A 20,228-nucleotide genomic window follows, 5' to 3' on the forward strand; every position below is an offset into this window, starting at 1 on the left:
CGAAGGGTACTGCCGAAAGACGCGGCTCAGGCCGCCGTCGACGCGGCGTGCTTTGCCATCGTCGCGTCGCAGGCCCGCTTGACGATGCCCAGGCGCATGTCGAATTCGGGCAGCACCCAGCGACGGAAAGCCGCCGAGGGCCGCGACCAGCGCGCGTCGCCGGGCGGCGCGGCGACGTCGATGCGCGCCCAGGCCCAGGCGAGCATCGTGATCATCACCACGCGCAGGTAGTCGTCGGCGATTTCGTAGGGCAGCACCGGATCGATGTGCGATGCCATGGCGATGGTGGTGGTGAGGTAGCGCAGTTGCGCCAGGCGGCGCTGCACGTCGGCATCGGTCTCGCGCGAGGCTTCGAGCGCATCGCGCAGTTCGATCAGTACGGCCGACATGCCGGTGCCGCCATCGGCCAGCACCTTGCGGACCAGGAGATCGATCGCCTGAATCTCGTTGGTGCCCTCGTAGATCATGGTCACGCGCGCGTCGCGCACCACCTGCTCGATGCCCCATTCGCGCACGTAGCCATGGCCGCCGAACACCTGCAGACATTCGCTCGCGCCCTGGAACGCCTGTTGCGTGCACGCCGCCTTGAGCACCGGCGTGACCAGCGTGCACCAGCGTTGCGCCTTGTCGCGTGCCTTCGTGTCGTCGGCGTGCTTCGCCACATCGAGCTGGATCGCGGTGCGGTAGGCCAGCACGCGCGCACCGTCGATCCACGCGCGTTGCGTATCGAGAATGCGGCGCATCGCGGGGTGTTCGGCCAGCAGGCTGGGACCGCTCCCGTCGGCGCCCGGTGCGCGCATCTGGCGGCGCTCGTTGGCATAGGCGTCGGCTTTCTGCCAGGCCGCGTCGAGCAGGCCGATGCCCTGCATCGCACAGTGCAGGCGCGCGGAATTCATCATCACGAACATCGCAGCCAGGCCGCGGTTCGGCTGGCCAATGAGCCAACCGGTCGCATTGTCGAAACGCATGCTGCAGGTCGAGCTGCCGTGCAGGCCCATCTTTTCTTCGATGCGCTCGCAGACCACCGCGTTGCGCGTGCCGTCGGGCAGCCGCTTGGGCACGAGCACCAGCGACAGACCCTTCGACCCGGCCGGTGCATCGGGCAGGCGGCACAGCACGAGGTGGACGATGTTCGGCGTGAGGTCGTGTTCGCCACCCGAGATGAAGATCTTGCTGCCGCTGACGACATGACTTCCATCGGACTGCGGCAGGGCGCGTGTGCGCACCTGCCCGAGGTCGCTGCCGGCATGCGCTTCGGTGAGGCACATCGTCGCGAGCCACTCGCCGGTGGCGACTTTCGACAGGTAGCGCGCCTTCAGGTCGTCGCTCGCGTGGTGCTTGAGGCATTCGTACGCACCGTGCAGCAGGCCCGGCGCCATCGTGAGCCCGTGGTTGGCCCCGCTGAGCCACTCGAAGACGATCGCTTCGAGCACGCCCGGCAGGCCCTGGCCGCCGTCTTCGGGCGCCGCCGACACTGCCGGCCAGCCGCCTTGCCGGAAGCCGGCGTAGGCCTCGCGAAAACCCGGTGGCGTGACGACTTCGCCGTCTTCGAAGCGGCAGCCGATCTCGTCGCCGACGCGGTTCACCGGCGCGACGACCTCGGCTACGAACTTCGCAGCCTCGTCGAGCACCTGCAATTGAAGCGCTTCGTCGGCATCGGCGAAAGGCGAGAGCGCGCGCAGTTGCGGCGTGGCGTCGAGCACGGCGTGCAGCACGAAGCGCACGTCATCGAGGCGGGGCTGGTAGTTCATGGTGCGATCAGGTGCGTGCAGCGCCGAGGTAGGTGTCGATGACACGCGAATCGCCAGCGAGCTGACGGGCCGGCCCTTCCAGGCTCACATTGCCCATCTCGAGCACGTAGCCATGATCGGCCACCTCGAGTGCGGCGCGCGCGTTCTGCTCGACCAGCAGGATCGTCACGCCGGTCGCGCGCAACGCCTCGACGGTGCGGAAGATTTCCTGCACCACCAGCGGCGCGAGGCCAAGGCTGGGTTCGTCGAGCATCAGCAGCGAGGGTCGCGACATCAGCGCGCGGCCGACCGCAAGCATCTGGCGCTCGCCGCCCGAGAGCGTGCCGGCGAGTTGCGCCCGCCGCTCTTTCAGGCGCGGGAACAGCGTGTAGACCTGGTCGATCTGGTCGCGCCACTGCTTGTTGCGCAGGCGCACCTGGCGGAACGCGCCGAGCACGAGGTTGTCTTCGACCGGCATCGTGCCGAAGAGCTCGCGCTTCTCGGGCACCAGCGCGATGCCGAGCATCACGCGCTCCTCGAGCGACAGCGCGGCGATCGACTGGCCCTGGTACTCGATGCCGCCCTTGGCCGGCAGGATGGCCATGAGCGCGTTGAGCAAGGTCGACTTGCCCGCGCCGTTGGGGCCGATTACCGTCACGACGCTGCCCTTGTCGGCTTGCAGGGCGATGCCGTGCAGCACCTCGGCCCGGCCATAGCCGGCGTGCAGATTGCGGATGCGCAAAAGCGGAGTGGTCATAAGGCCTGCCTGTCGTGGTGAACACCGCGGAACCGGCTTTGCCGGGCCGCTGGTGTTGCCCCCGGTGAGGGGGTTGGCGAAGCGACACGAAGTGCGCGAAGACTGGGGGTGAGCTTCATCCTAGTGTTCCGTGCCCAGGTACGCCGCGCGCACCTTCGGGCTTTGCTGCACTTCGGCGGGCGTGCCTTCCATCAGGTGCGTGCCGAACTCCATCACGACGATGTGATCGCAGATGTCCATCACCAGGCCCATGTCGTGCTCGACCAGCAGGATGCTCATGCCTTCGCCGGCGAGCGTGCGCAGCACATCGGCCAGCGCCTGCTTTTCCTTGTGGCGCAGGCCCGCGGCGGGTTCGTCGAGCAGCAGCAGCGCCGGGTCGGCGCACAGCGCGCGTGCGATCTCCAGCAGGCGTTGCTGGCCCATGGCCAGGTTGCCCGCGGTCTCGTGCATCAAGTCAGCCATGCCGACGCGCTGCAGCTGGCGTTCGGCCTCGCGAAACAGCGCGCGCTCTTCCGCGCGATCGATGCGCAGCATGGCCGCGACGGCGCCCTTGCGGCCGCGCAGGTGGGCACCGAGTGCGACGTTTTCGAGCACCGTCATGTCCGGCACCATCTTCACGTGCTGGAAGGTGCGCGAGATGCCACGCTGCGCGATCTGGCGCGACGAGAGGCCCGCGATCGGTTCGCCGCGGAACTGCACTGCGCCGCCGCTCAGGCTCAGCAGTCCGGTCACGAGGTTGAAGGTGGTCGACTTGCCCGCGCCGTTCGGCCCGATCAGCCCGACGATCTGGCCGGCGCGCGTCTGGAAGCTGATGTCGTTCACGGCCACGAGGCCGCCGAAAGTCTTGCGGATCGCCTGCACGTCGAGCACCACCGCGCCGGCTGCGGGCTTCACGCGGAACGGCAGGTCGGCCACGCCGGTACCGTCGTGCCAATCGGCCGTGCGCTGCGGCCGCGGCAAGCGCCGGTCGACGAAAGCCCAGAGCCCGTCGGGCAGGTACTTCAGCACCAGCACGATCATGATGCCGAAGACAATGAGCTCGTAGTTGCCGCTGGTGCCGATCAACTTGGGCAGCAGTACCTGCAACTGGTCTTCGAGCAGCTTGACAATGGCCGCGCCCGCGATGGCGCCCCACACATGCGCCGCGCCGCCCAGCACTGCCATGAAGAGGTACTCGATGCCCATCTTCAAGCCGAAGGGCGAGGGGTTCACCGTGCGCTGGAAGTGCGCGAAGAGCCAGCCCGACACCGAGGCGAACATCGCCGCCAGCACGAAGATGCCGATCTTGAAGCGCAGCGTGTTCACGCCCATCGCCTCGGCCATCTGCGAACCGCCGGCCAGCGAACGGATCGCGCGACCGCTGCGCGAGTCGAGCAGCCGGATGACGGCGAGCGATGCGATCAGCACGAAAGCCCACACCACGCCGAAGAAGACGCGCTGCTGCCCGATCTCCAAGCCGAACAGCGAGAGCCCCTTCACGCCCAGAATGCCGTCGTACTTGCCGAGCGCATCGAGGTTGCCCATGAGGTAGTAGAGCGCGAGCGCCCAGGCGATGGTGGCCAGTGGCAGGTAGTGCCCTGACATGCGCAGCGTGATCGCGCCGATGAGGGCCGCGCTGATGGCCGTGAGCCCGAGCCCGATGAAGAGCGTGAGCCAGGGCGAGAGGTCCAGGGTCGTCGTGAGGTAGGCCGAGGTGTACGCCCCGATGCCCACGAACGCCGCCTGCCCGAAAGAAGTGAGCCCGCCCACGCCGGTGAGCAGCACCAGCCCGAGCACTGGCAGCGCGTAGATGCCGATGTAGTTGAGCTGGAGGATCCAGAAGTCGGGCAGCGGCAACAGCGGCAGTGCGACGAGCACCGCCACCAGGACCAGCGGGCCCCCGGTGCGCAGCATGCTTTTTTGTGCGGCCGCCATGTCAGTGGTCCTCATCGGAATGGCCGCTGCGCAGCGACCGCCACAGAAGCACCGGCAGGATGATCGTGAACACGATCACTTCCTTGAAGGCGCTGGCCCAGAAGGATCCGAACGCCTCGATGACGCCCACGGCGAGCGCACCGATCAACGCGCCGGGGTAGCTTGCGAGCCCCGCGATCACGCCGGCCACGAAGCCTTTCAGGCCGATCAGAAAACCCGAGTCGTAGAAGATGGTCGTGGTCGGCCCGATGAGCAGGCCCGAGAGCGCACCGATGAGCCCGGCCATCGCGAAGGTCAGCTGGCCGGCCGCCTGCGTCGAGATGCCCATGAGCCGTGCCCCGAGGCGGTTGACTGCGGTCGCACGCAGCGCCTTGCCGTAGAGGCTGCGCTCGAAGAAGAGCCACAGCAGAACGATGAGCGCAGCCGAGGCACCGAAGATGATGAGCGTCTGACCGCTCAGGTTGATCGGGCCGAGCGCGAAGCGCACGTCCCAGAACGGCGGGTTGCGAAAACCCTCTGCCCCGAAGAAGAGAAGACCGAGGCCGGTCATCGCGAAGTGCACGCCGACCGAGACGATCAGCAGCACCAGTGAACTCGAGCCCGCCAGCGATTGGTACGCCACCCGGTACACCAGCGGTCCGAAGGCGGTCACGATGCACACGGTGAGCAGCGCCTGCACCGTGAGTGGCAGGTTGCGCGGGCCGGCCCAGGCCGCGATCGCGCAGATGACCGCCGGCGCGATGAACGTGCGCAGCGCCGCCATCACCGCCGGCCCCGCGCTGCCGCGGTGCCGCCAGGTGGTGACGAGTTCCATCAGCGCCGCGACCCCCGCGAGGATCAGCAGCAGCCAGACGGTGCCCGGCGTCTTGCCGGTCTGGAAGATCGCCAGCGTGAGCGCGCCGTAGGCCACGAACTCACCCTGCGGGATGAAGATGACGCGGGTGACGGTGAACACGAGCACGATGCCCATGCCCAGCAGGGCGTAGATCGCGCCGTTGGTCAGTCCGTCCAGCGTCAGGATGCTGGCGATCGAAAAATCCATCGGTTTACTGTTCGACCTTGAACTTGCCGTCGACGACCTTGAGCATCACGCCGGTCTCGTTCGTGTAGCCCCAATGGTCCTGTGCCGTCCAGTTCAGCACGCCGTGAGCGAGCACTGTGCGCCCCATGTTCTCCAGGGCGTCGCGCAGCGCGGAGCGGAATTCCGGTGTTCCCGGCTTGGCTTTCTTCAGCGCGACCGGTATCGCTTTTTCGAGCACCGTGAGCGCGTCGGCCGAGTGGCCGGCGAACTGGTTGCGCGAACCGACGCCGTAGGCCTTCTCGTAGTTCTGCACGAAGGCCACCGCCATGGCCTTCGACGGATGGCTGTCGGGCAGCTGCTCGGCGACGGTCGCCGGGCCGGACACGACGTAGGTGCCTTCTGCGTCCTTGCCGGCGGTGCGCATCAGGTCCTGCGTTGCGGCGGCGTGCGTCTGGTAGACCTTGCCCTTGAACCCGCGCTCCATCACCGCTTTCTGCGGCATGCCTGCGCCGCTGCCCGAGGCGACGATCAGGATCGCATCCGGGTTTGCCGCGTTGAGCTTGAGCACCTGACCGGTGACGCTGGTGTCGGCGCGCGCGAAGCGCTCGGTTGCGACGATCTTGAGGCCGTTCTTCTCGGCCTCCGCCGTCAGCGCCTTGAGCCACAGTTCGCCGTAGGCATCGGTGTAGCCGAGAAAGCCGACCGTCTTCACCCCGTGAGCCTTCATGTGCTTGACGACCGCGAAGGCCATCACGTCGTTCGACTGCGGCATGCGGAAGAACCACTTGTCCTTGCCCGGCGGCAGGCCGGCCGGAGAGGTGGCCAGCTGAGGCGTGCCCGCTTCGGCCGTCACGTCGGCCATCGGGATGGCCACCGGCGTGGCACTCGATCCGACAATCACGTCGACCTTGTCTTCAGTGACCAGACGCTGCGCGTCCTTCACGCCGAGCGTCGGATCCGAGGCATCGTCCAGCACCACGACCTTGAGCGTCTCGCCCGCGATGGTCTTGGGCCAGATCATGATCCCGTTCTTCACGGGAATGCCAAGGCCCGAAGCGGGGCCGGTGAGCGGCTGCACGACGCCGACGGTGATGTCGGCATGGGCGGCCATGGCCATGAGGGCGAACGCGGTCGCGAGGACGGTCTTGGTGAACTTCATTGGTTTGTCTCCTGAAGGAAGGGATGAAACGAAACTGCGGTCGTCCGCGCGCTCAGCGCGGTGCCATGCGCAACGCGCCATCGAGGCGAATCACTTCACCGTTGAGATGGCCGTTGGTGACGATGTGACAGGCGAGTTCGGCGAACTCCGAAGGCTTGCCGAGCCGGGGTGGGAACGGGATCGATGCAGCCAGCGATTTTTGTACCGGTTCGGGGAGTTCCATGAGCAAAGGCGTTGCGAACAAACCTGGAGCGATGGTGCACACCCGGATGGCGTGCTGCGCCAGATCGCGTGCCATCGGCAATGTCATGCCGACCAGGCCGCCTTTCGAGGCGCTGTAGGCCTGCTGGCCGACCTGGCCGTCGAACGCGGCGACCGACGCGGTGAAGAGCATCACGCCGCGCTCGCCGTTGTCCAGCACATCGAGCTTGGCGCAGGCCGCAGCGAACAGACGCGCCATGTTGTAGCCGCCGATCAGATTGATGTTGACCACGCGCACGAAGTCTTCGAGCGGCGCCGGCGTGCCGTCCTTGGCGACGATGCGCCTGGCGCTGCCGACGCCCGCCACGTTCATGAGGATGCGCGCCGGGCCGTGCGCCGCCGTGGCCTTGTCGAGCGCGGCGGTCACGCTCGCGGTGTCGGTGATGTCGCAGGTGCACGCGACGCCGCCGATCTCGGCCGCGATCTTCTCTGCCAACTCGGCGTTGCGGTCCAGCACTGCGACCTTGGCGCCGAGGCGTGCCAGTTCGCGTGCGGTGGCTTCGCCGAGGCCCGATGCGCCGCCGGTCACGAGGGCGGCTTGTCCTTGGATGTTCATGGTGTCTTGTCTCCGGTGGGTTGCAGGGTGAAAGGCAGGCCGCCGGTGTGAAGCGCCTCGACTTCGGCGGCGCGGTGCTTGAGCACCGCACGCTGGTTGAGCGAGCCCTTGTCGGTGACCTCGCCCTTGTCGATCGACGGTGGCTGCGCGACGAAATGCGCGCGCGCGATGCGGTTGGCGCTGCCGGTGGCATGCGCCGCGAGCGCATCGAGGATCTGCTGCAGCCGCGCTTGTACCGGCGCGCTCTGCAGCACCTGCTGCATCGATGCGTCGGCCGGCAGGCCGGAGAGCGGGCGCACCGCCTGCGTCGGGAAGATCAGCGCGCCGACTTCCTTCAGGTTGATGCCGGTGAGCACCACGTCCTGGATGTACGGCGCGCCGGCCGCGATGATCTTCGCGCGCAGCGGGCCGACGCTCACGAAAGTGCCGGTCGCGAGCTTGAAGTCTTCAGCGATCCGACCGTCGAAGCGCAGGCCCTTGTGGATATCGTCGGCATCGATCCAGGTCACGGCGTCGCCGGTGCAGAAAAAGCCTTCGTCGTCGAAAGCCTCGGCGGTGGCGTCGGGCGCGCGCCAGTAGCCGGGCGTGATGTTGGGGCCGCGGTAGCGCACCTCGGTCTTGCCCTCGGTGTCGACCAGCTTGATTTCCAGGCCCGGCGCGGGCAGGCCCAGGTCGCCCGAACTCACCTCGGGCCGGCTGATGTAGAGCGCGAACGGCGACGACTCGGTCATGCCGAGGCCGGTGCCCATCACGATGCGCTCGCCGACTTCGGCTTCCTGGGTGCGGTGCAGGCTGTCCCACACCGGCTGCGCGAGCGCGGCGCCGGCATAGAAGAACATCCTCACCCGCGAGAGCAGTTTCTTGCGCAGCACTTCATCGGTTTCCATCGCGTTGGCAATGGCCTCGAAGCCGGTCGGCACGTTGAAGTAGACGGTCGGCGCGATCTCGCGCAGGTTGCGCAGCGTCTCGGCCATGCCGCCGGGCGTGGGCTTGCCGTCGTCGATGTAGAGCGTGCCGCCATTCGCCAGGGCGATGCCCAGGTTGTGGTTGCCACCAAAGGTGTGGTTCCACGGCAGCCAGTCGACCAGCACCGGCGGCTCGTCGGCCAGCGCCGGGATGGATTGCCGCAACTGCTGCTGGTTGGTGCACCACATGCGGTTGGTGTTGACGACGGCCTTGGGCAGCTTGGTGGAGCCCGAGGTGAAGAGGAACTTGGTGATCGTGTCGGGGCCGGTCGCGCGCATGGCGGCATCGACCGCGGGCGTCGCGACGGTGGCATCGAGCGCCGCGAAGCTCGTCGTGGCGCGATCGTCGAGCGTGCCGTCGGCCAGCACCACTTCGACATCGGCCGGCACCACCGCCGCGATGGCTCGGCCATAGCGCGCCGCGTCGCTCGCGAACACGAGGCCGGGGGTGAGCGTGTCGAACACGTGGCGCAGCTTGTCGAAGTCCTGGCTGATGACGGAATAGGGCGGCGACACAGGGCAGTGCGGCACGCCGACGTAGAGGCCGCCGAGCGCCAGCAGCGCGTGTTCGATGCTGTTCTCGCTGAGGATCGCGAGCGGGCGGTCGGCATTCAAGCCGCGGTCGAGCAGCGCCTGGCCGATGCGGCGCGCGTGTTGCAGCGCCTGGGCATAGCTCACGCGCAGCCAGTCCCCGGTGGTGCCGTCGGGAAGACGCTCGCGGCGCGCGATGAAGGTGCGATCGGGCGCGGTTTCGGCCCAGTGCACCAGCCGGTCGATCATGCGGTCGCAGCAAGGTGCGAGCGGTGTTTCCGCCATCAGGTAACGGGTGCCCGGCGCGCCGTCGCGCAGCACGCCGCGCGTGACGCCGAAGGCGAGCGGACGGTAGCGAACGCCGGGCGCGGCGGTCATGCCTTCTTCACCTTCTCGGCGCGGCCTTCGAGGAAATCGCGCAGGCGCGTCTTGGCTTCGGGCGCGCTTTGCGCGATGCCGGCGATCAGCGCTTCGGTGAAGTAGCCCTGGTCGGCCGGCTGCTCGGCAATGCGGGGCAGCGCGTGCATCAGCGCGTAGTTGGTGAGCGGCGCGTTCTGCGCGACGCGTTTGGCGAGCTCGAAGGCCTTGTCGAACGCCGTGCCTTCGGGCACGAGGTACTGCGCGAAGCCGGCGCGCTCGCCGTCTTCGGCGTTGTAGACGCGGCCGGTCAGCATCATGTCGGTCATGCGCGCGACGCCGATCAGCTTGGGGATGCGCACCGAGCCGCCGCCGCCGACGAAGATGCCGCGCGAGCCTTCGGGCAGGGCATAAAAAGTCGAGGCATCGGCCACGCGGATGTGGCAAGCGCTCGCGAGTTCGAGGCCGCCGCCGACCACTGCGCCGTGCAGTGCCGCGATCACCGGTACCGGGCCGTACTGCACACAGTTGAGCGCGGCGTGCCACATGCGCGAATGCTGCATGCCCTGGCCTGCGTCGCGCTCCTTCAGTTCGCTCAGGTCGAGGCCGGCGCAGAAGTGCGGACCCTCGCCGTCGATGACCGCTGCGCGCACGCTGGCGGGCAGCGTTTCGAAGGTGTTTCGCAAGGCCAGGATGAGGCCGTCCGACAGCGCGTTGCGCTTGGCGCCGCGCGTCAGGCGGATCACGGCGACATCGTCGTGAACTTCGAGCTGGAGATCAGGGTGGGTCATGATTGCATTCGGGGTTGGCTTCGATTATGGTTATGCGAAATAATCAATTCAAGCCTCAAAGTCGCCCCCGGCATCAGGACTTACCCTCACTGGAGACACCGCATGGACCACGCCAATCTCATCGCGATCGACACCCACACGCACGCCGAAATCAGCTGTTGGAACCCGTTCGATAACTACGGCGAGGAGTACGACCGCGCCGCCGACAAATACTTCAAGTCGGGCAAGCGGCCGACCATCCAGGAAAGCATCGACTACTACCGCGAACGCAAGATCGGGCTGGTGATGTTCATGGTCGACGCGGAGTCGAACATGGGTCGGCGCCGCATCCCGAACGAAGAGATCGCGGAGCACGCGCGGGCCAACAGCGACATGATGATCGCGTTCGCCAGCATCGATCCGCACAAGGGAAAAATGGGTGCGCGCGAGGCGCGCCGGCTCATCACCGAGTACGGCGTGAAGGGCTTCAAGTTCCATCCGACGGTGCAGGGCTTTCACCCCTACGACAAGATGGCATGGCCGATCTACGAGGTCATCAACGAATACGGTTTGCCGGCGGTGTTCCATACCGGACACAGCGGCATTGGTTCGGGCATGCGCTGCGGTGGCGGCTTGCGCCTGGAGTACAGCAACCCGATGCACCTGGACGATGTCGCGATCGATTTTCCCGACATGCAGATCGTCATGGCGCACCCCAGCTTCCCGTGGCAGGACGAAGCGCTGAGCGTCGCGATGCACAAGCCGAACGTGTGGATCGACCTGTCGGGCTGGAGCCCGAAGTACTTCCCGAAGCAGCTCGTGCAGTACGCCAACACCTTGCTCAAGGATCGCGTGCTGTTCGCGAGCGACTACCCGTTGATCACGCCGGACAAGTGGCTCAAGGATTTCCAGGATGCGGGGTTCAAGCCGGAAGTCGTGCCGGGGATCCTGAAGGGGAACGCGGTGCGGCTGCTGAAGCTGGACGCGCCAGCGTCCTGACGGGCTACGAAACGTTCTCCTCTTCGATCTTTCCCCAGTCCACGCCCGAGCGCTTCTGCCGCTCTTCGCGCTCGCGGGCCATCTGGTCTTCGAACTGCGCGCGGCCTTCCTTGGCGACGGCGATCACCTTGGCGCGGTCCTTGTAGTGCGGGTAGGTCGCGTCCATGAGCTTGATGTTCCGGTGCCGGAAACGCATGGTGACTTCGCGTGCCTCGTGGGCCGGCCAGCCGAGACCCTCGAGCGCCGCGCGCGCGCTGCGTAGCGAGGACTCGAACAGTTCGCGCTCGATGTGTTCCACGCCGCGGTCGCGCAGCTGGAAAAGGTGACCGAGGTTCCGTGCCCGCGCCACGATGCGTGCCTGTGGAAAATGCTCTTTCAGCAGATCGACGATCGCCAGCGACTGCTCGACGTCGTCCACCGCGACCACCACCACCTTGGCCGTCGCTGCGCCGGCCGTTCGCAACAGGTCGAGCCGCGTCGCGTCGCCGTAGAACACCCGAAAGCCGAACTGGCGCAGGCCTTCGACCGTGTCGGCGTCGTGGTCGAGCACCGTCACCTTCAACCCCTGCGCAAAGAGCGCGCGGCCGACAATCTGGCCGTAGCGCCCGAAGCCGCAGATCAGCACTTTGGGTTCCTGCTGCTCCGAAATTTCTTCCATTTGCGGCCCCTTCAGCTTGCTGTACCGCGGGAGCACCCACTTGTCGAGCGCCACCAACAGCAGCGGCGATACCAGCATCGACAGCGCCACCGCGCCGATCAGCAATGACGTGATCTCGGGCGGCAGCACGTCGGGCCCGGCGGCCTGGAACACCACGAACGCGAACTCACCGCCCTGCGCAAGCAGCAGGGTGAACACGGGTCGCTCCTGGTACGGAATGCCCATCGCCTTGGCGAGCGTGTAGATCACGACCAGCTTGATGACCATGAAGCCGACCAGCAGCATCAGCATCAGCATCGGCTGGGCGATCAACACGCCAAAGTTGATCGACATGCCGACCGCGATGAAGAAGAGACCGAGCAGCAGGCCCTTGAAGGGCTCGATGTCGGTCTCGAGTTCGCGGCGGTATTCGCTTTCCGCCAGCAGCACGCCGGCCAGAAAGGCGCCGAGCGCCATCGAGAGGCCGACGAACTGCATCAGCGCCGCGATCGCGACCACGAGCAGCAAGGCGGCCGCAGTGAAGATTTCAGGCGTGTTGCTGCGCGCGATCCAGCGCAGGATCGGCCGCAACGCGAGGCGGCCGCCGAGGATGATGCCGCCGATCACGCCGATGATCTTGAGCGCCTCGAAGGCGCGCGACCAGCCCGTGACGGATGGGTCGGCCGCGCTGGCGCCCGCCAGCAGCGGAAGCAGTGCGAGGATCGGGATGGCAGCCACGTCCTGGAACAGCAGGATCGAAAAGCCCGCCTGGCCGCTGGAGGTCTTGAGCAGGTTGCGTTCGCCCAGCACCTGGAGCGATATCGCGGTGGACGAGAGCGCCAGGCCGAGCGAGGCGACGAGGGCGACGCGCCAGCTGGAACCGGCCATCCAGCCCACGGCGAACAACACGACGGCGCAGCTCAGCACCTGGGCCGTGCCCCAGCCGAAGATAGGGCGCCGCAGGTTCCAGAGACGCTTGGGTTCGAGTTCGAGGCCGACCAGGAAGAGCATCAGCACGACACCGAATTCCGCGAAGTGCAGCACGTCCTGCACGCTCGACACGAGCCCGAGGCCCCAGGGGCCGATGGCGATGCCGGCCACGAGGTAGCCGATGATCGAGCCGAGGCCCATCGCCTTCGACAGCGGCACCACGAGCACGGCGGCCCCCAGGTAGATCAGGCTGCTGGTGAGCCAGGCAGGCGCGTGTTCCATCAGGCGACTGCTTTCGTTTCGGTGGTGGAAGTCGCGCGCAGCGAGGTGTCGGCGAAAACGTGGCGTTCGCTTTCCGAGTCGTCCGCCGGTCGGTCGGTTTCAGGCACGACGCAGGTCGGGCAGTCGCCCATCTCGTCGATTTCCGGCCAGTTCGGATAGCTGCCGAGGCGGTCGGCAAAGGTCTTGACGTGGGCCGTGATCTCGCTGTCGGCGGCGCTGCGCGCGCCGTGAAAGACCAGCGGCGGCAGGAAGCGCATACCGCACAGCGCCGCCGTCTGCTCGTAGGGCGGCAGGAAGGCATCGAAGAAATAGCGGTTGTAGCTTTGCGGGTGGTAGCTCTCTTCCGGGCCACCGGTGGTCGCGACCAGCCACATGTCCTTGCCCTGCAGCGCGGTCCCGCCGGTGCCGTAGGCCCAGCCGTAGCTCAACACCTCGTCGAGCCAGAGCTTTTGCAGGGGCGGCATCGAATACCACTGGATCGGGTGCAGCAGCACCACGAGGTCGGCGCGCGCCAGCTTTTCCTGCTCTGCCTCGATGTCGATCACATAGTCTGGGTAGCTCGCGTAGAGGTCGTTGATTTCGACCTGCGGCACGCCGTGCGCAGCGCGCACCAGCAGGCGGTTGACACGCGAATCCCGCCAGTGCGGATGGGCGGCGATGAGGTAGATGCGTCCCTGGGCGCCTGCGGCTGTTGTGGTACTCATGCCGTGAACATAACGCAGTTCATTGCGCGCTTCATGGCACCGCCGCGGTGCTTGTCATGGCGGCCCACTACGATGCGCACTTGCCCAATGGATGGAGGAGACTGTCATGCCGGTGGTTCTGGTTGCCAACCCCAAAGGTGGCGTCGGGAAATCGACGCTCGCCACGAACGTCGCGGGTTATCTCGCGAGCCGCGGCCATGCCGTGATGCTCGGAGACGTCGACCGCCAGCAGTCGTCCCGCCTCTGGCTCAGCCTGCGGCCGATGGCAGCGCGCCGCATCACCAGCTGGGAGGCGACCGGCGACGGCACCGTGGCGCGGCCGCCGCGCGGCACCACGCATGCGGTGCTCGACACGCCGGCCGGCCTGCACGGCTGGCGTTTCAAGGATGTCGTGGCGCTGGCCGACAAGGTGCTGGTGCCCCTGCAACCCAGCATCTTCGACATCTACGCGACGCGGGACTTCCTCGACAAGCTGCTCGAACAGCGCGGCATGACGCGCGAAAAGGTCGCGCTGGTCGGCATGCGCGTGAACGCGCGCACGCTGGCGTCCGACCGGTTGCACGAGTTCGTCGCCACGCTCGGCGTGCCGGTGCTGGGCGATCTGCGCGACACGCAGAACTATGTTCAGCTCGCTGCGCGCGGGCTCACGTTGTTCGACGTGGCGCCGGCCCGGGTCGAACGTGACCTGTCGCAATGGGAACCCCTTTGCGAGTGGCTCGAGGGGTAGAGTCTCGCGCATGAAAAAAACATTCCAGACCCTCGGAGACTTGGCCGCTTGTGTCGGGCAGGACGTCGCGACCAGCGACTGGATCACCGTCACGCAGGCGCAGGTGAACCAGTTCGCCGAAGCCACGGGCGATCACCAGTGGATTCACGTCGACGTGGAGCGCGCCACGGCGGGGCCGTTCGGCGCTCCCATCGCGCACGGCTTTCTCACGCTGTCGTTGCTCCCGAAAATTTTTGAAGGCGCCGTGGAAGTGGTCGAGTCGCGCATGGGCGTGAACTACGGGCTCAATCGTGTGCGCTTCATGTCGCCGGTGCCGGTCGGTTCACGTCTGCGCGGCCACATCAAATTGCTGAGTAGCGAGCCCGTCGCGAACGACGGCGTTCAGATGGTCTGGGAGACCACCATCGAACTCGAAGGAGCGCCCAAGCCGGCATGCATCGCCGAATCGGTGGTACGACGCTATCCCTGAGCGACAACGATCGCGCGCAAAAAAGCCGCCTGTTGGTTCAGGCGGCTTTTTGCTTTTGAGAGGCGCCACGTGCTTACATGCGGCGGTCTGTCACTTCCCCATAGGTGGCGGCGCCCATTGCGGTGATGGCCACGGCGCTGGCACGAACCGTTGCCCGGTCATTGGCGTTGGTGACAGCCTTCACTCCGGTACCGCCATTGGTGATCGGAACTGCGTTGCGAGCGTCGGCCTGAACCGTGGCGCGCGACTGGGTCGATTGAAACGGTTGCGGCGGCAGCGGGTTCTGTTCGCCCTGGAACGCGTGTGCGCCCATGGTGGCGAAGCCCGAAAAGGCGGCAATGGCAATCAGCTTGGTGTTCATGATGGAAGGTTCCTTGAAGCAGTGATGGGAAAGCGATGACTTCAATTTAGGCCATTGGGATCGAAAGAAAAACCATATAGTCTGAAATTGAACGTTCCAGTAATTGCAACAATCGCGAGAAAAAGAATGGATAGATTGCTATCGATGCGCGTATTCCAGCGTGTCATCGACGACGGTGGCTTCGCCGCCGCCGCCCGCTCACTCGAGTTGTCGCCCGCTGCGGTGACGCGCCTGATCGGCGACCTCGAAAGCCACCTCGGCGCGCGCCTGGTCCAGCGCACGACCCGCAAGATCAGCCTCACCGACGCCGGCCAGCGTTATCTCGAAAGCGTGCGCGGCATCCTGCGTGAAATCGATGATGCCGAGGCCGCTGCGGTGGCCAGCACCCGCGAGCTGCAGGGCACGCTGCACATCCTGTCCACGCCCGTGCTCGCCACGCACCTGCTCGCGCCGCGCATCGCGCGCTGGCGTGAAATGCATCCGGGCGTGACGCTGGACATCGTGGTCGACCCGTTTCCGCAGCACCGCGTCGAGGCCTTCGATGTGAGCTTTCTGTTGCTGGAAGACGGAATCGACCTGAACGTGGTCGCGCGGCCGCTGGCCCACACCGACCTGATCGTCTGCGCGTCGCCCAGATACGTGAAGCGCGCCGGCACGCCGCTGCGGCCAGAAGACCTGGCGAACCATCAGTACCTCAAATTTCCCTGGCAGCAGTCGACCGGCCACAGCGCGCGGCGCTTTCGCCTGCAGTCGCGCGACGGCAGCGAGGCGACGGTCGAGATCGACATGCCGGTGGCGGTGCAGTCGGCCAGCTTCGACGTGCTGTATCGCGCGACGCTGGAAGGCGCGGGCGTCGCTGCGCTGTCGACCGCGTTGGTGGCGCCGCACATCGAGAGCGGCGCGCTGGTGCATCTGTTGCCCGACTGGATCTTCGGGCGCTTCACCATCTACGCCGCGCTGCCGAGCCGCAAGCTGCTGCCGGCGCGCACCCGGGCGTTTCTGGACTTTTTATCGGCGCCGGCGCCGGCGCCTGCGCGGCGCGCGCCCGCCCCGTCGACACCCAATTCGAACCGGACAGGGGGATAGCGAAGTCAGGCGAAGTCGATTTGCCTCCAGGCCTCGAACACCGTCACCGCGACCGCATTCGACAGGTTCAGGCTGCGCTGGCCTTCGCGCATAGGCAGGCGCAGACGCTGCGGACCGGGAAAGCGATCCCGCAGGGCCGGGTCGAGCCCCCGCGTTTCCGACCCGAACACCAGCCAGTCGCCGGCCGCGAACGCCACTTCGTGCACGGTGCGCGTGCCACGCGTCGTCATCGCAAAGAGCCGATCGGGCGGCGGCGATTCGGTGGTGAGCAGTGCGCCCCAGCCGGCGTGGCGGCGCACCTCGGCGTACTCGTGATAGTCGAGCCCGGCGCGCCGCAGCAGGCGGTCGTCCATCGAGAATCCCAGCGGTTCGACCAGGTGCAGCATGCAGCCGGTGTTGGCCGCGAGCCGGATCACATTGCCGGTGTTGGGTGGAATTTCGGGTTCGACGAGGACGATATGGAACATGCGACCGATTGTCGCGGGGCGGGCCGACCGCTCAGCCGGGCAACGGCGTGCGCGCCAGCACGACAGCGGTGATGTGCGTCGCGCCGGCGGCGCGCAGCACCTGCGCCGCCGAAAACAGCGAAGCGCCGCTGGTCATCACGTCGTCCACGAGCACGATGCGTCGGTCGCGCACCGCCTCGGCGCGCAGGGGTTCCAGCGCGAACGCGCCGCGCAGGTTGCGCAGGCGCTCGGCGCGGGTGAGATCGCTCTGTGCCGGCGTTTCGCGGGTGCGCAGCAGGAGGCGTGCGTCGGTCTTGCCGGGCGAGAGGCGTCGCGCCAATTCCAGCGCCTGGTTGAAGCCGCGTTCGCGCAGCCGCTCGCGCGACAGCGGCATCGGCAGCACGAGGTCGCAGCGTTCGAGCGCAGGCTCGACCCAGGGGGCGCTGCGCATCAGGGTGGCGAGCGGGCCGGCCCAACCCGGTTCGGCACGAAACTTGAACTGCGCGATGCAGTCCGGCCAGGGCCACGCGTAAGCGCAGGCGGCCAGGCAGGCGTCGAGCGGCGGCGCTTGTCGCACGCACTCGCCGCAGCACAGGACGCCCGGCGGCACGGGCAATGCGCAGGTGCCGCAGCGGTCGGTCGGTGGCGCGAACCGGCTCACGCAGGCATCGCACACCGGCCGCGAAGGCCACGCGCGGCAGACGACGCACTGGCTGGGCAAGTGCGCGAGCCAGGCGGCGAAAGGCCGGTTGATCCAGAGGCGAAGCATCGCTCAATATACTGGCCGCCCCATGCCGACCGACCGCCGACCGTGACCCAGCGCCCGCCCACCATCGATCCCGCAGCCGCTGCACGGTGGGCCCGCGCAGCGCCCGCCGACGGCTCGCCTTGGCTGCACGAGGAAATCGGGCGGCGCATGGAAGACCGGCTGCAGTGGATCACCGCCGAGCCCGCGAGTTGGGCCGACTGGGCACCCCTGCGCGGCGGTCTCGTCGCGCATGCGATGGTGGCGCGTCGCTATCCCAGAGCCACGACATTCGTCGTCGAGCCTGATGCCGCGCTGGCCGACCGCACCACCGCCCGGCTGGCCGCGCCGTGGTGGAGCGCGCGGCGTTGGCAAGGCGGCAACGCCCGTTTCGACGCGCTGCCGGATGACGGCGTCGACTTGCTCTGGGCCAACATGGCGCTGCACATGGCGGCCGACCCCGAAGCGCTGATTGCGCAGTGGCACCGGTCGGTCGCGGTCGACGGCTTTCTCATGTTTTCTTGCCTGGGCCCCGATACGGTGCGTGAGCTGCGCGACCTGTACGCACGGCACGGCTGGCCGCCCGCCGGCCATGCGTTCACCGACATGCACGACTGGGGCGACATGCTGGTAGGCGCGGGCTTCGCCGAACCGATCATGGACATGGAGCGCATCGTGCTGACCTGGGCCACGCCCGAGGCGGCGCTGGCGGAACTGCGCACGCTGGGCCGCAACCTGCATCCTGCGCGCTTTGCGCAGTTGCGCGGAAAGGGCTGGCGCGGCCGGCTCGGCACGGCGCTCGGCGAACTCGAAGGCCATGGCGACAACGCCGGCCGGATCACGCTCACCTTCGAAATCATCTACGGCCACGCCTTCAAGCCGAGCCCGCGTGTCGCCTTGTCGCCACAGAGTGCGGTCTCCCTGCGCGACATGCGCGCCATGCTCCACAGAGGCCGTTAGCCTGGGGGGATGGGCGAATCCCTCCGCTACAATCCGCCGTTGCGCGAACTCACGGGAATTGTCCTGTGAACGAGGCTTGTCGGACACGGTCCGATGCGCTTCGGTGCACCGATTTGCCGAACTCGCCTGTGTCGAATTCCGTGTTTCGTTTTGCCACCGTTTCGGGCCAGAGCATCCACTGGTTCCTGAAGCGTAATTGCTCGGTCACGCCGAGCCAGCTGGTCTGGCTCTATGCGTCGCTGTGTGTCGTGTCGTTGGGCATCGGAACCGTTTTCTGGCTCAACGGTGCGCCGCTGGTGTTGCCGTTTGCGTGGCTCGAACTGGCGGCTGTCGGATTTGCTTTCATGCTGTATGCGCGGCACGCCACGGATGGCGAAAAGATTGCGCTGCAGGGTGGTCGGCTGGTGGTCGAACTTGAAAACGGCGGCCACTACGAACGCGCGGAGTTTTTGCCGCATCAGGTACGGATCGAGCCGCAGGACGGCGACCGGTCCCTGATCGAAGTGTCGGGTCAGGGTCGTTCGGTCAAGGTCGGGCGCTACGTGCGCCCCGAGCTGCGGGCAGCGCTGGCGCGAGAAATTCGCATGGCGTTGCGCGGCGCCTGAGGAGACAAGCTCGCGCAAGCGGGTGGCCGGCGGGCGGGCGACCAAGGGTTAACTGGTTTAGAAGAAGTGAACACGATGAAGAGCATTTGGCGGAACATTCACAGGCCGGCGAATCTGCTGCTGGCGGCCAGCGCAGTTTTCAGCGGCGCGGCGCATGCAGTCAACGATCTGGCTGGCGGGCCGTCGGTGCGCCAGCTCAACATGCCTGTCGGCGTCACGAAGATCGCGCAGGAGCAGCATTTCCTGCACACCGTGATGATGATCCTGTGCACCGTGATCTTCATCGCCGTATTCGCGGTCATGTTCTATTCGATCTGGAAGCACCGCAAGTCGGTGGGCCACAAGGCTGCCAACTTCCATGAGTCGGTAGTGGTCGAGGTCATCTGGACCATCGTGCCGTTCCTTATCGTCATCGTGATGGCGCTGCCCGCCACCAAGGTCCTGGTCGCGCAAAAAGACACGACCAACGCCGACCTCACCATCAAGGCGACCGGCTACCAGTGGAAATGGGGCTACGACTACCTCAAGGGCGAGGGCGAAGGGCTGGGCTTCGTGTCGACCCTGCTTGCGTCGCATCGCGAGTTCTCGAACAACGGCGCCAAGGGCGCGGTGCCCGACAACTACCTGTTCGCTGTCGACAACCCGCTGGTCGTGCCGGTCGACAAGAAGATCCGCATCATTACCACGGCCAACGACGTGATCCACGCCTTCGCCGTGCCGCAGTTCGGCATCAAGCAGGATGCGATTCCCGGCTTCGTGCGCGACACCTGGTTCCGCACCGACACCATCGGCGACTACTACGGGCAGTGTCAGGAACTCTGCGGCAAAGAGCACGCCTACATGCCGATCCACGTGAAGGTGGTGTCGGCCGCCGATTACACGACCTGGGTCGACGGCAAGAAGAAGGAAGCCGCCGCCAAGCTCGACGACCCGACCAAGGTCTGGACGCTGCCCGACATGATGGTGCGTGGCGAGAAAGTGTATGCGGCCAACTGCGCGGCCTGCCACCAGGCCAACGGCAAGGGCGCCGGCCCGATCAAGGCGCTCGACGGCGACGAGAAGGTGCTGGCCACCGACCACGCCATCCAGATTCAGGTGCTGCTCAAGGGCCAGGCCAACGGCGCGATGCCGTCGTGGAAGCAGCTCAGCGACACCGATCTCGCGGCTGTCGCCACTTTCACCAAGAACAGCTGGTCGAACAAGACGGGTCAGATCGTGCAGCCGGCCGAAGTGCTGGCGCAGCGCGGCAAGTAAGC

The 20,228-nt window shown here is 66.8% G+C and carries 20 protein-coding genes; 7 read left to right on the forward strand and 13 right to left on the reverse strand.

The window, feature by feature from the left end; translation table 11 throughout:
- Positions 1-26: 26 nt before the first annotated feature.
- The 8 genes from AX767_RS13890 to AX767_RS13925 form a co-directional block, all read right to left on the reverse strand.
- The gene (locus AX767_RS13890) at positions 27-1,751 is read right to left on the reverse strand and encodes an acyl-CoA dehydrogenase family protein (RefSeq protein WP_068631880.1); all 1,725 of its coding nucleotides are present in this window, start codon (positions 1,749-1,751) and stop codon (positions 27-29) included.
- 7 nt (positions 1,752-1,758) lie between these two features.
- Positions 1,759-2,487, reverse strand: coding sequence for an ABC transporter ATP-binding protein (locus AX767_RS13895; protein WP_068631881.1), 729 nt, complete (start codon positions 2,485-2,487; stop codon positions 1,759-1,761).
- Between the two features lie 120 nt (positions 2,488-2,607).
- The gene (locus AX767_RS13900; protein ID WP_068631882.1) at positions 2,608-4,401 is read right to left on the reverse strand and encodes a branched-chain amino acid ABC transporter ATP-binding protein/permease; all 1,794 of its coding nucleotides are present in this window, start codon (positions 4,399-4,401) and stop codon (positions 2,608-2,610) included.
- 1 nt (position 4,402) lies between these two features.
- Positions 4,403-5,443: a branched-chain amino acid ABC transporter permease gene (locus AX767_RS13905; protein WP_068631883.1), complete on the reverse strand. Its 1,041-nt coding sequence runs from the start codon at positions 5,441-5,443 to the stop codon at positions 4,403-4,405.
- 4 nt (positions 5,444-5,447) lie between these two features.
- Complete coding sequence (locus AX767_RS13910; RefSeq protein WP_068631884.1) at positions 5,448-6,581, reverse strand: ABC transporter substrate-binding protein; 1,134 nt, start codon at positions 6,579-6,581, stop codon at positions 5,448-5,450.
- 52 nt (positions 6,582-6,633) lie between these two features.
- Entirely contained in the window at positions 6,634-7,398 is a 765-nt protein-coding gene (locus AX767_RS13915; RefSeq protein ID WP_068631885.1) for an SDR family NAD(P)-dependent oxidoreductase, read from the reverse strand.
- Positions 7,395-9,272, reverse strand: coding sequence for a feruloyl-CoA synthase (locus tag AX767_RS13920; protein WP_068631886.1), 1,878 nt, complete (start codon positions 9,270-9,272; stop codon positions 7,395-7,397). Before AX767_RS13920 ends, AX767_RS13915 begins: the two co-directional genes overlap by 4 nt.
- On the reverse strand, positions 9,269-10,042 hold the full coding sequence (locus AX767_RS13925; protein ID WP_068631887.1) for a crotonase/enoyl-CoA hydratase family protein: 774 nt from the start codon (positions 10,040-10,042) through the stop codon (positions 9,269-9,271). Before AX767_RS13925 ends, AX767_RS13920 begins: the two co-directional genes overlap by 4 nt.
- A gap of 102 nt (positions 10,043-10,144) precedes the next feature.
- On the opposite strand from AX767_RS13925, the gene AX767_RS13930 reads away from it, so the two are divergent.
- Entirely contained in the window at positions 10,145-11,020 is an 876-nt protein-coding gene (locus AX767_RS13930) for an amidohydrolase family protein (protein ID WP_068631888.1), read from the forward strand.
- 4 nt (positions 11,021-11,024) lie between these two features.
- Here AX767_RS13930 and kefC read toward each other — a convergent pair whose 3' ends face one another.
- Both kefC and kefF read right to left on the reverse strand, forming a co-directional pair.
- Positions 11,025-12,869 (reverse strand): glutathione-regulated potassium-efflux system protein KefC, encoded by a 1,845-nt coding sequence (gene kefC / locus AX767_RS13935; RefSeq protein ID WP_068631889.1) that lies wholly within the window; start codon positions 12,867-12,869, stop codon positions 11,025-11,027.
- Positions 12,869-13,573, reverse strand: coding sequence for a glutathione-regulated potassium-efflux system oxidoreductase KefF (gene kefF / locus AX767_RS13940; RefSeq protein WP_082755021.1), 705 nt, complete (start codon positions 13,571-13,573; stop codon positions 12,869-12,871). The genes kefC and kefF overlap by 1 nt, the downstream gene beginning before the upstream one ends.
- Positions 13,574-13,679: 106 nt before the next feature.
- Between kefF and AX767_RS13945 the strand changes: the two genes are divergently transcribed.
- Positions 13,680-14,300, forward strand: coding sequence for a ParA family protein (locus tag AX767_RS13945; protein ID WP_068631890.1), 621 nt, complete (start codon positions 13,680-13,682; stop codon positions 14,298-14,300).
- Positions 14,301-14,310: 10 nt separating this feature from the next.
- Entirely contained in the window at positions 14,311-14,769 is a 459-nt protein-coding gene (locus AX767_RS13950) for a MaoC family dehydratase (RefSeq protein ID WP_068631891.1), read from the forward strand.
- Positions 14,770-14,842: 73 nt separating this feature from the next.
- Here AX767_RS13950 and AX767_RS13955 read toward each other — a convergent pair whose 3' ends face one another.
- The gene (locus AX767_RS13955) at positions 14,843-15,130 is read right to left on the reverse strand and encodes a hypothetical protein (protein WP_068631892.1); all 288 of its coding nucleotides are present in this window, start codon (positions 15,128-15,130) and stop codon (positions 14,843-14,845) included.
- Between the two features lie 126 nt (positions 15,131-15,256).
- Between AX767_RS13955 and AX767_RS13960 the strand changes: the two genes are divergently transcribed.
- Complete coding sequence (locus AX767_RS13960; RefSeq protein WP_068631893.1) at positions 15,257-16,216, forward strand: LysR family transcriptional regulator; 960 nt, start codon at positions 15,257-15,259, stop codon at positions 16,214-16,216.
- Positions 16,217-16,221: 5 nt separating this feature from the next.
- Here AX767_RS13960 and AX767_RS13965 read toward each other — a convergent pair whose 3' ends face one another.
- Positions 16,222-16,683 carry a tRNA (cytidine(34)-2'-O)-methyltransferase gene (locus AX767_RS13965; RefSeq protein ID WP_068631894.1) on the reverse strand — a complete coding sequence of 154 codons (462 nt, stop codon included), beginning with the start codon at positions 16,681-16,683 and terminating at the stop codon, positions 16,222-16,224.
- Positions 16,684-16,714: 31 nt separating this feature from the next.
- Positions 16,715-17,431, reverse strand: coding sequence for a ComF family protein (locus AX767_RS13970; RefSeq protein WP_068631895.1), 717 nt, complete (start codon positions 17,429-17,431; stop codon positions 16,715-16,717).
- Positions 17,432-17,473: 42 nt separating this feature from the next.
- Here AX767_RS13970 and AX767_RS13975 point away from each other — a divergent pair, with 42 nt between their 5' ends.
- From AX767_RS13975 to coxB, 3 genes are all read left to right on the forward strand, one after another.
- Complete coding sequence (locus AX767_RS13975) at positions 17,474-18,367, forward strand: methyltransferase domain-containing protein (RefSeq protein WP_068631896.1); 894 nt, start codon at positions 17,474-17,476, stop codon at positions 18,365-18,367.
- Between the two features lie 128 nt (positions 18,368-18,495).
- Entirely contained in the window at positions 18,496-18,972 is a 477-nt protein-coding gene (locus tag AX767_RS13980; protein ID WP_068631897.1) for a DUF2244 domain-containing protein, read from the forward strand.
- A gap of 75 nt (positions 18,973-19,047) precedes the next feature.
- Positions 19,048-20,226: a cytochrome c oxidase subunit II gene (gene coxB / locus AX767_RS13985; RefSeq protein ID WP_068633706.1), complete on the forward strand. Its 1,179-nt coding sequence runs from the start codon at positions 19,048-19,050 to the stop codon at positions 20,224-20,226.
- The last annotated feature ends 2 nt before the right edge of the window (positions 20,227-20,228 follow it).

Source organism: Variovorax sp. PAMC 28711, from assembly GCF_001577265.1.
Classification (GTDB): domain Bacteria; phylum Pseudomonadota; class Gammaproteobacteria; order Burkholderiales; family Burkholderiaceae_C; genus Variovorax.

Coding starts and splice junctions, on each gene's coding strand:
- AX767_RS13890 (WP_068631880.1), bottom strand. CDS start 1,751: ATGAACTACCAGCCCCGCCTCGATGACGTGCGCTTCGTGCTGCACGCC.
- AX767_RS13895 (WP_068631881.1), bottom strand. CDS start 2,487: ATGACCACTCCGCTTTTGCGCATCCGCAATCTGCACGCCGGCTATGGC.
- AX767_RS13900 (WP_068631882.1), bottom strand. CDS start 4,401: ATGGCGGCCGCACAAAAAAGCATGCTGCGCACCGGGGGCCCGCTGGTC.
- AX767_RS13905 (WP_068631883.1), bottom strand. CDS start 5,443: ATGGATTTTTCGATCGCCAGCATCCTGACGCTGGACGGACTGACCAAC.
- AX767_RS13910 (WP_068631884.1), bottom strand. CDS start 6,581: ATGAAGTTCACCAAGACCGTCCTCGCGACCGCGTTCGCCCTCATGGCC.
- AX767_RS13915 (WP_068631885.1), bottom strand. CDS start 7,398: ATGAACATCCAAGGACAAGCCGCCCTCGTGACCGGCGGCGCATCGGGC.
- AX767_RS13920 (WP_068631886.1), bottom strand. CDS start 9,272: ATGACCGCCGCGCCCGGCGTTCGCTACCGTCCGCTCGCCTTCGGCGTC.
- AX767_RS13925 (WP_068631887.1), bottom strand. CDS start 10,042: ATGACCCACCCTGATCTCCAGCTCGAAGTTCACGACGATGTCGCCGTG.
- AX767_RS13930 (WP_068631888.1), top strand. CDS start 10,145: ATGGACCACGCCAATCTCATCGCGATCGACACCCACACGCACGCCGAA.
- kefC (WP_068631889.1), bottom strand. CDS start 12,869: ATGGAACACGCGCCTGCCTGGCTCACCAGCAGCCTGATCTACCTGGGG.
- kefF (WP_082755021.1), bottom strand. CDS start 13,573: ATGAGTACCACAACAGCCGCAGGCGCCCAGGGACGCATCTACCTCATC.
- AX767_RS13945 (WP_068631890.1), top strand. CDS start 13,680: ATGCCGGTGGTTCTGGTTGCCAACCCCAAAGGTGGCGTCGGGAAATCG.
- AX767_RS13950 (WP_068631891.1), top strand. CDS start 14,311: ATGAAAAAAACATTCCAGACCCTCGGAGACTTGGCCGCTTGTGTCGGG.
- AX767_RS13955 (WP_068631892.1), bottom strand. CDS start 15,130: ATGAACACCAAGCTGATTGCCATTGCCGCCTTTTCGGGCTTCGCCACC.
- AX767_RS13960 (WP_068631893.1), top strand. CDS start 15,257: ATGGATAGATTGCTATCGATGCGCGTATTCCAGCGTGTCATCGACGAC.
- AX767_RS13965 (WP_068631894.1), bottom strand. CDS start 16,683: ATGTTCCATATCGTCCTCGTCGAACCCGAAATTCCACCCAACACCGGC.
- AX767_RS13970 (WP_068631895.1), bottom strand. CDS start 17,431: ATGCTTCGCCTCTGGATCAACCGGCCTTTCGCCGCCTGGCTCGCGCAC.
- coxB (WP_068633706.1), top strand. CDS start 19,048: ATGAAGAGCATTTGGCGGAACATTCACAGGCCGGCGAATCTGCTGCTG.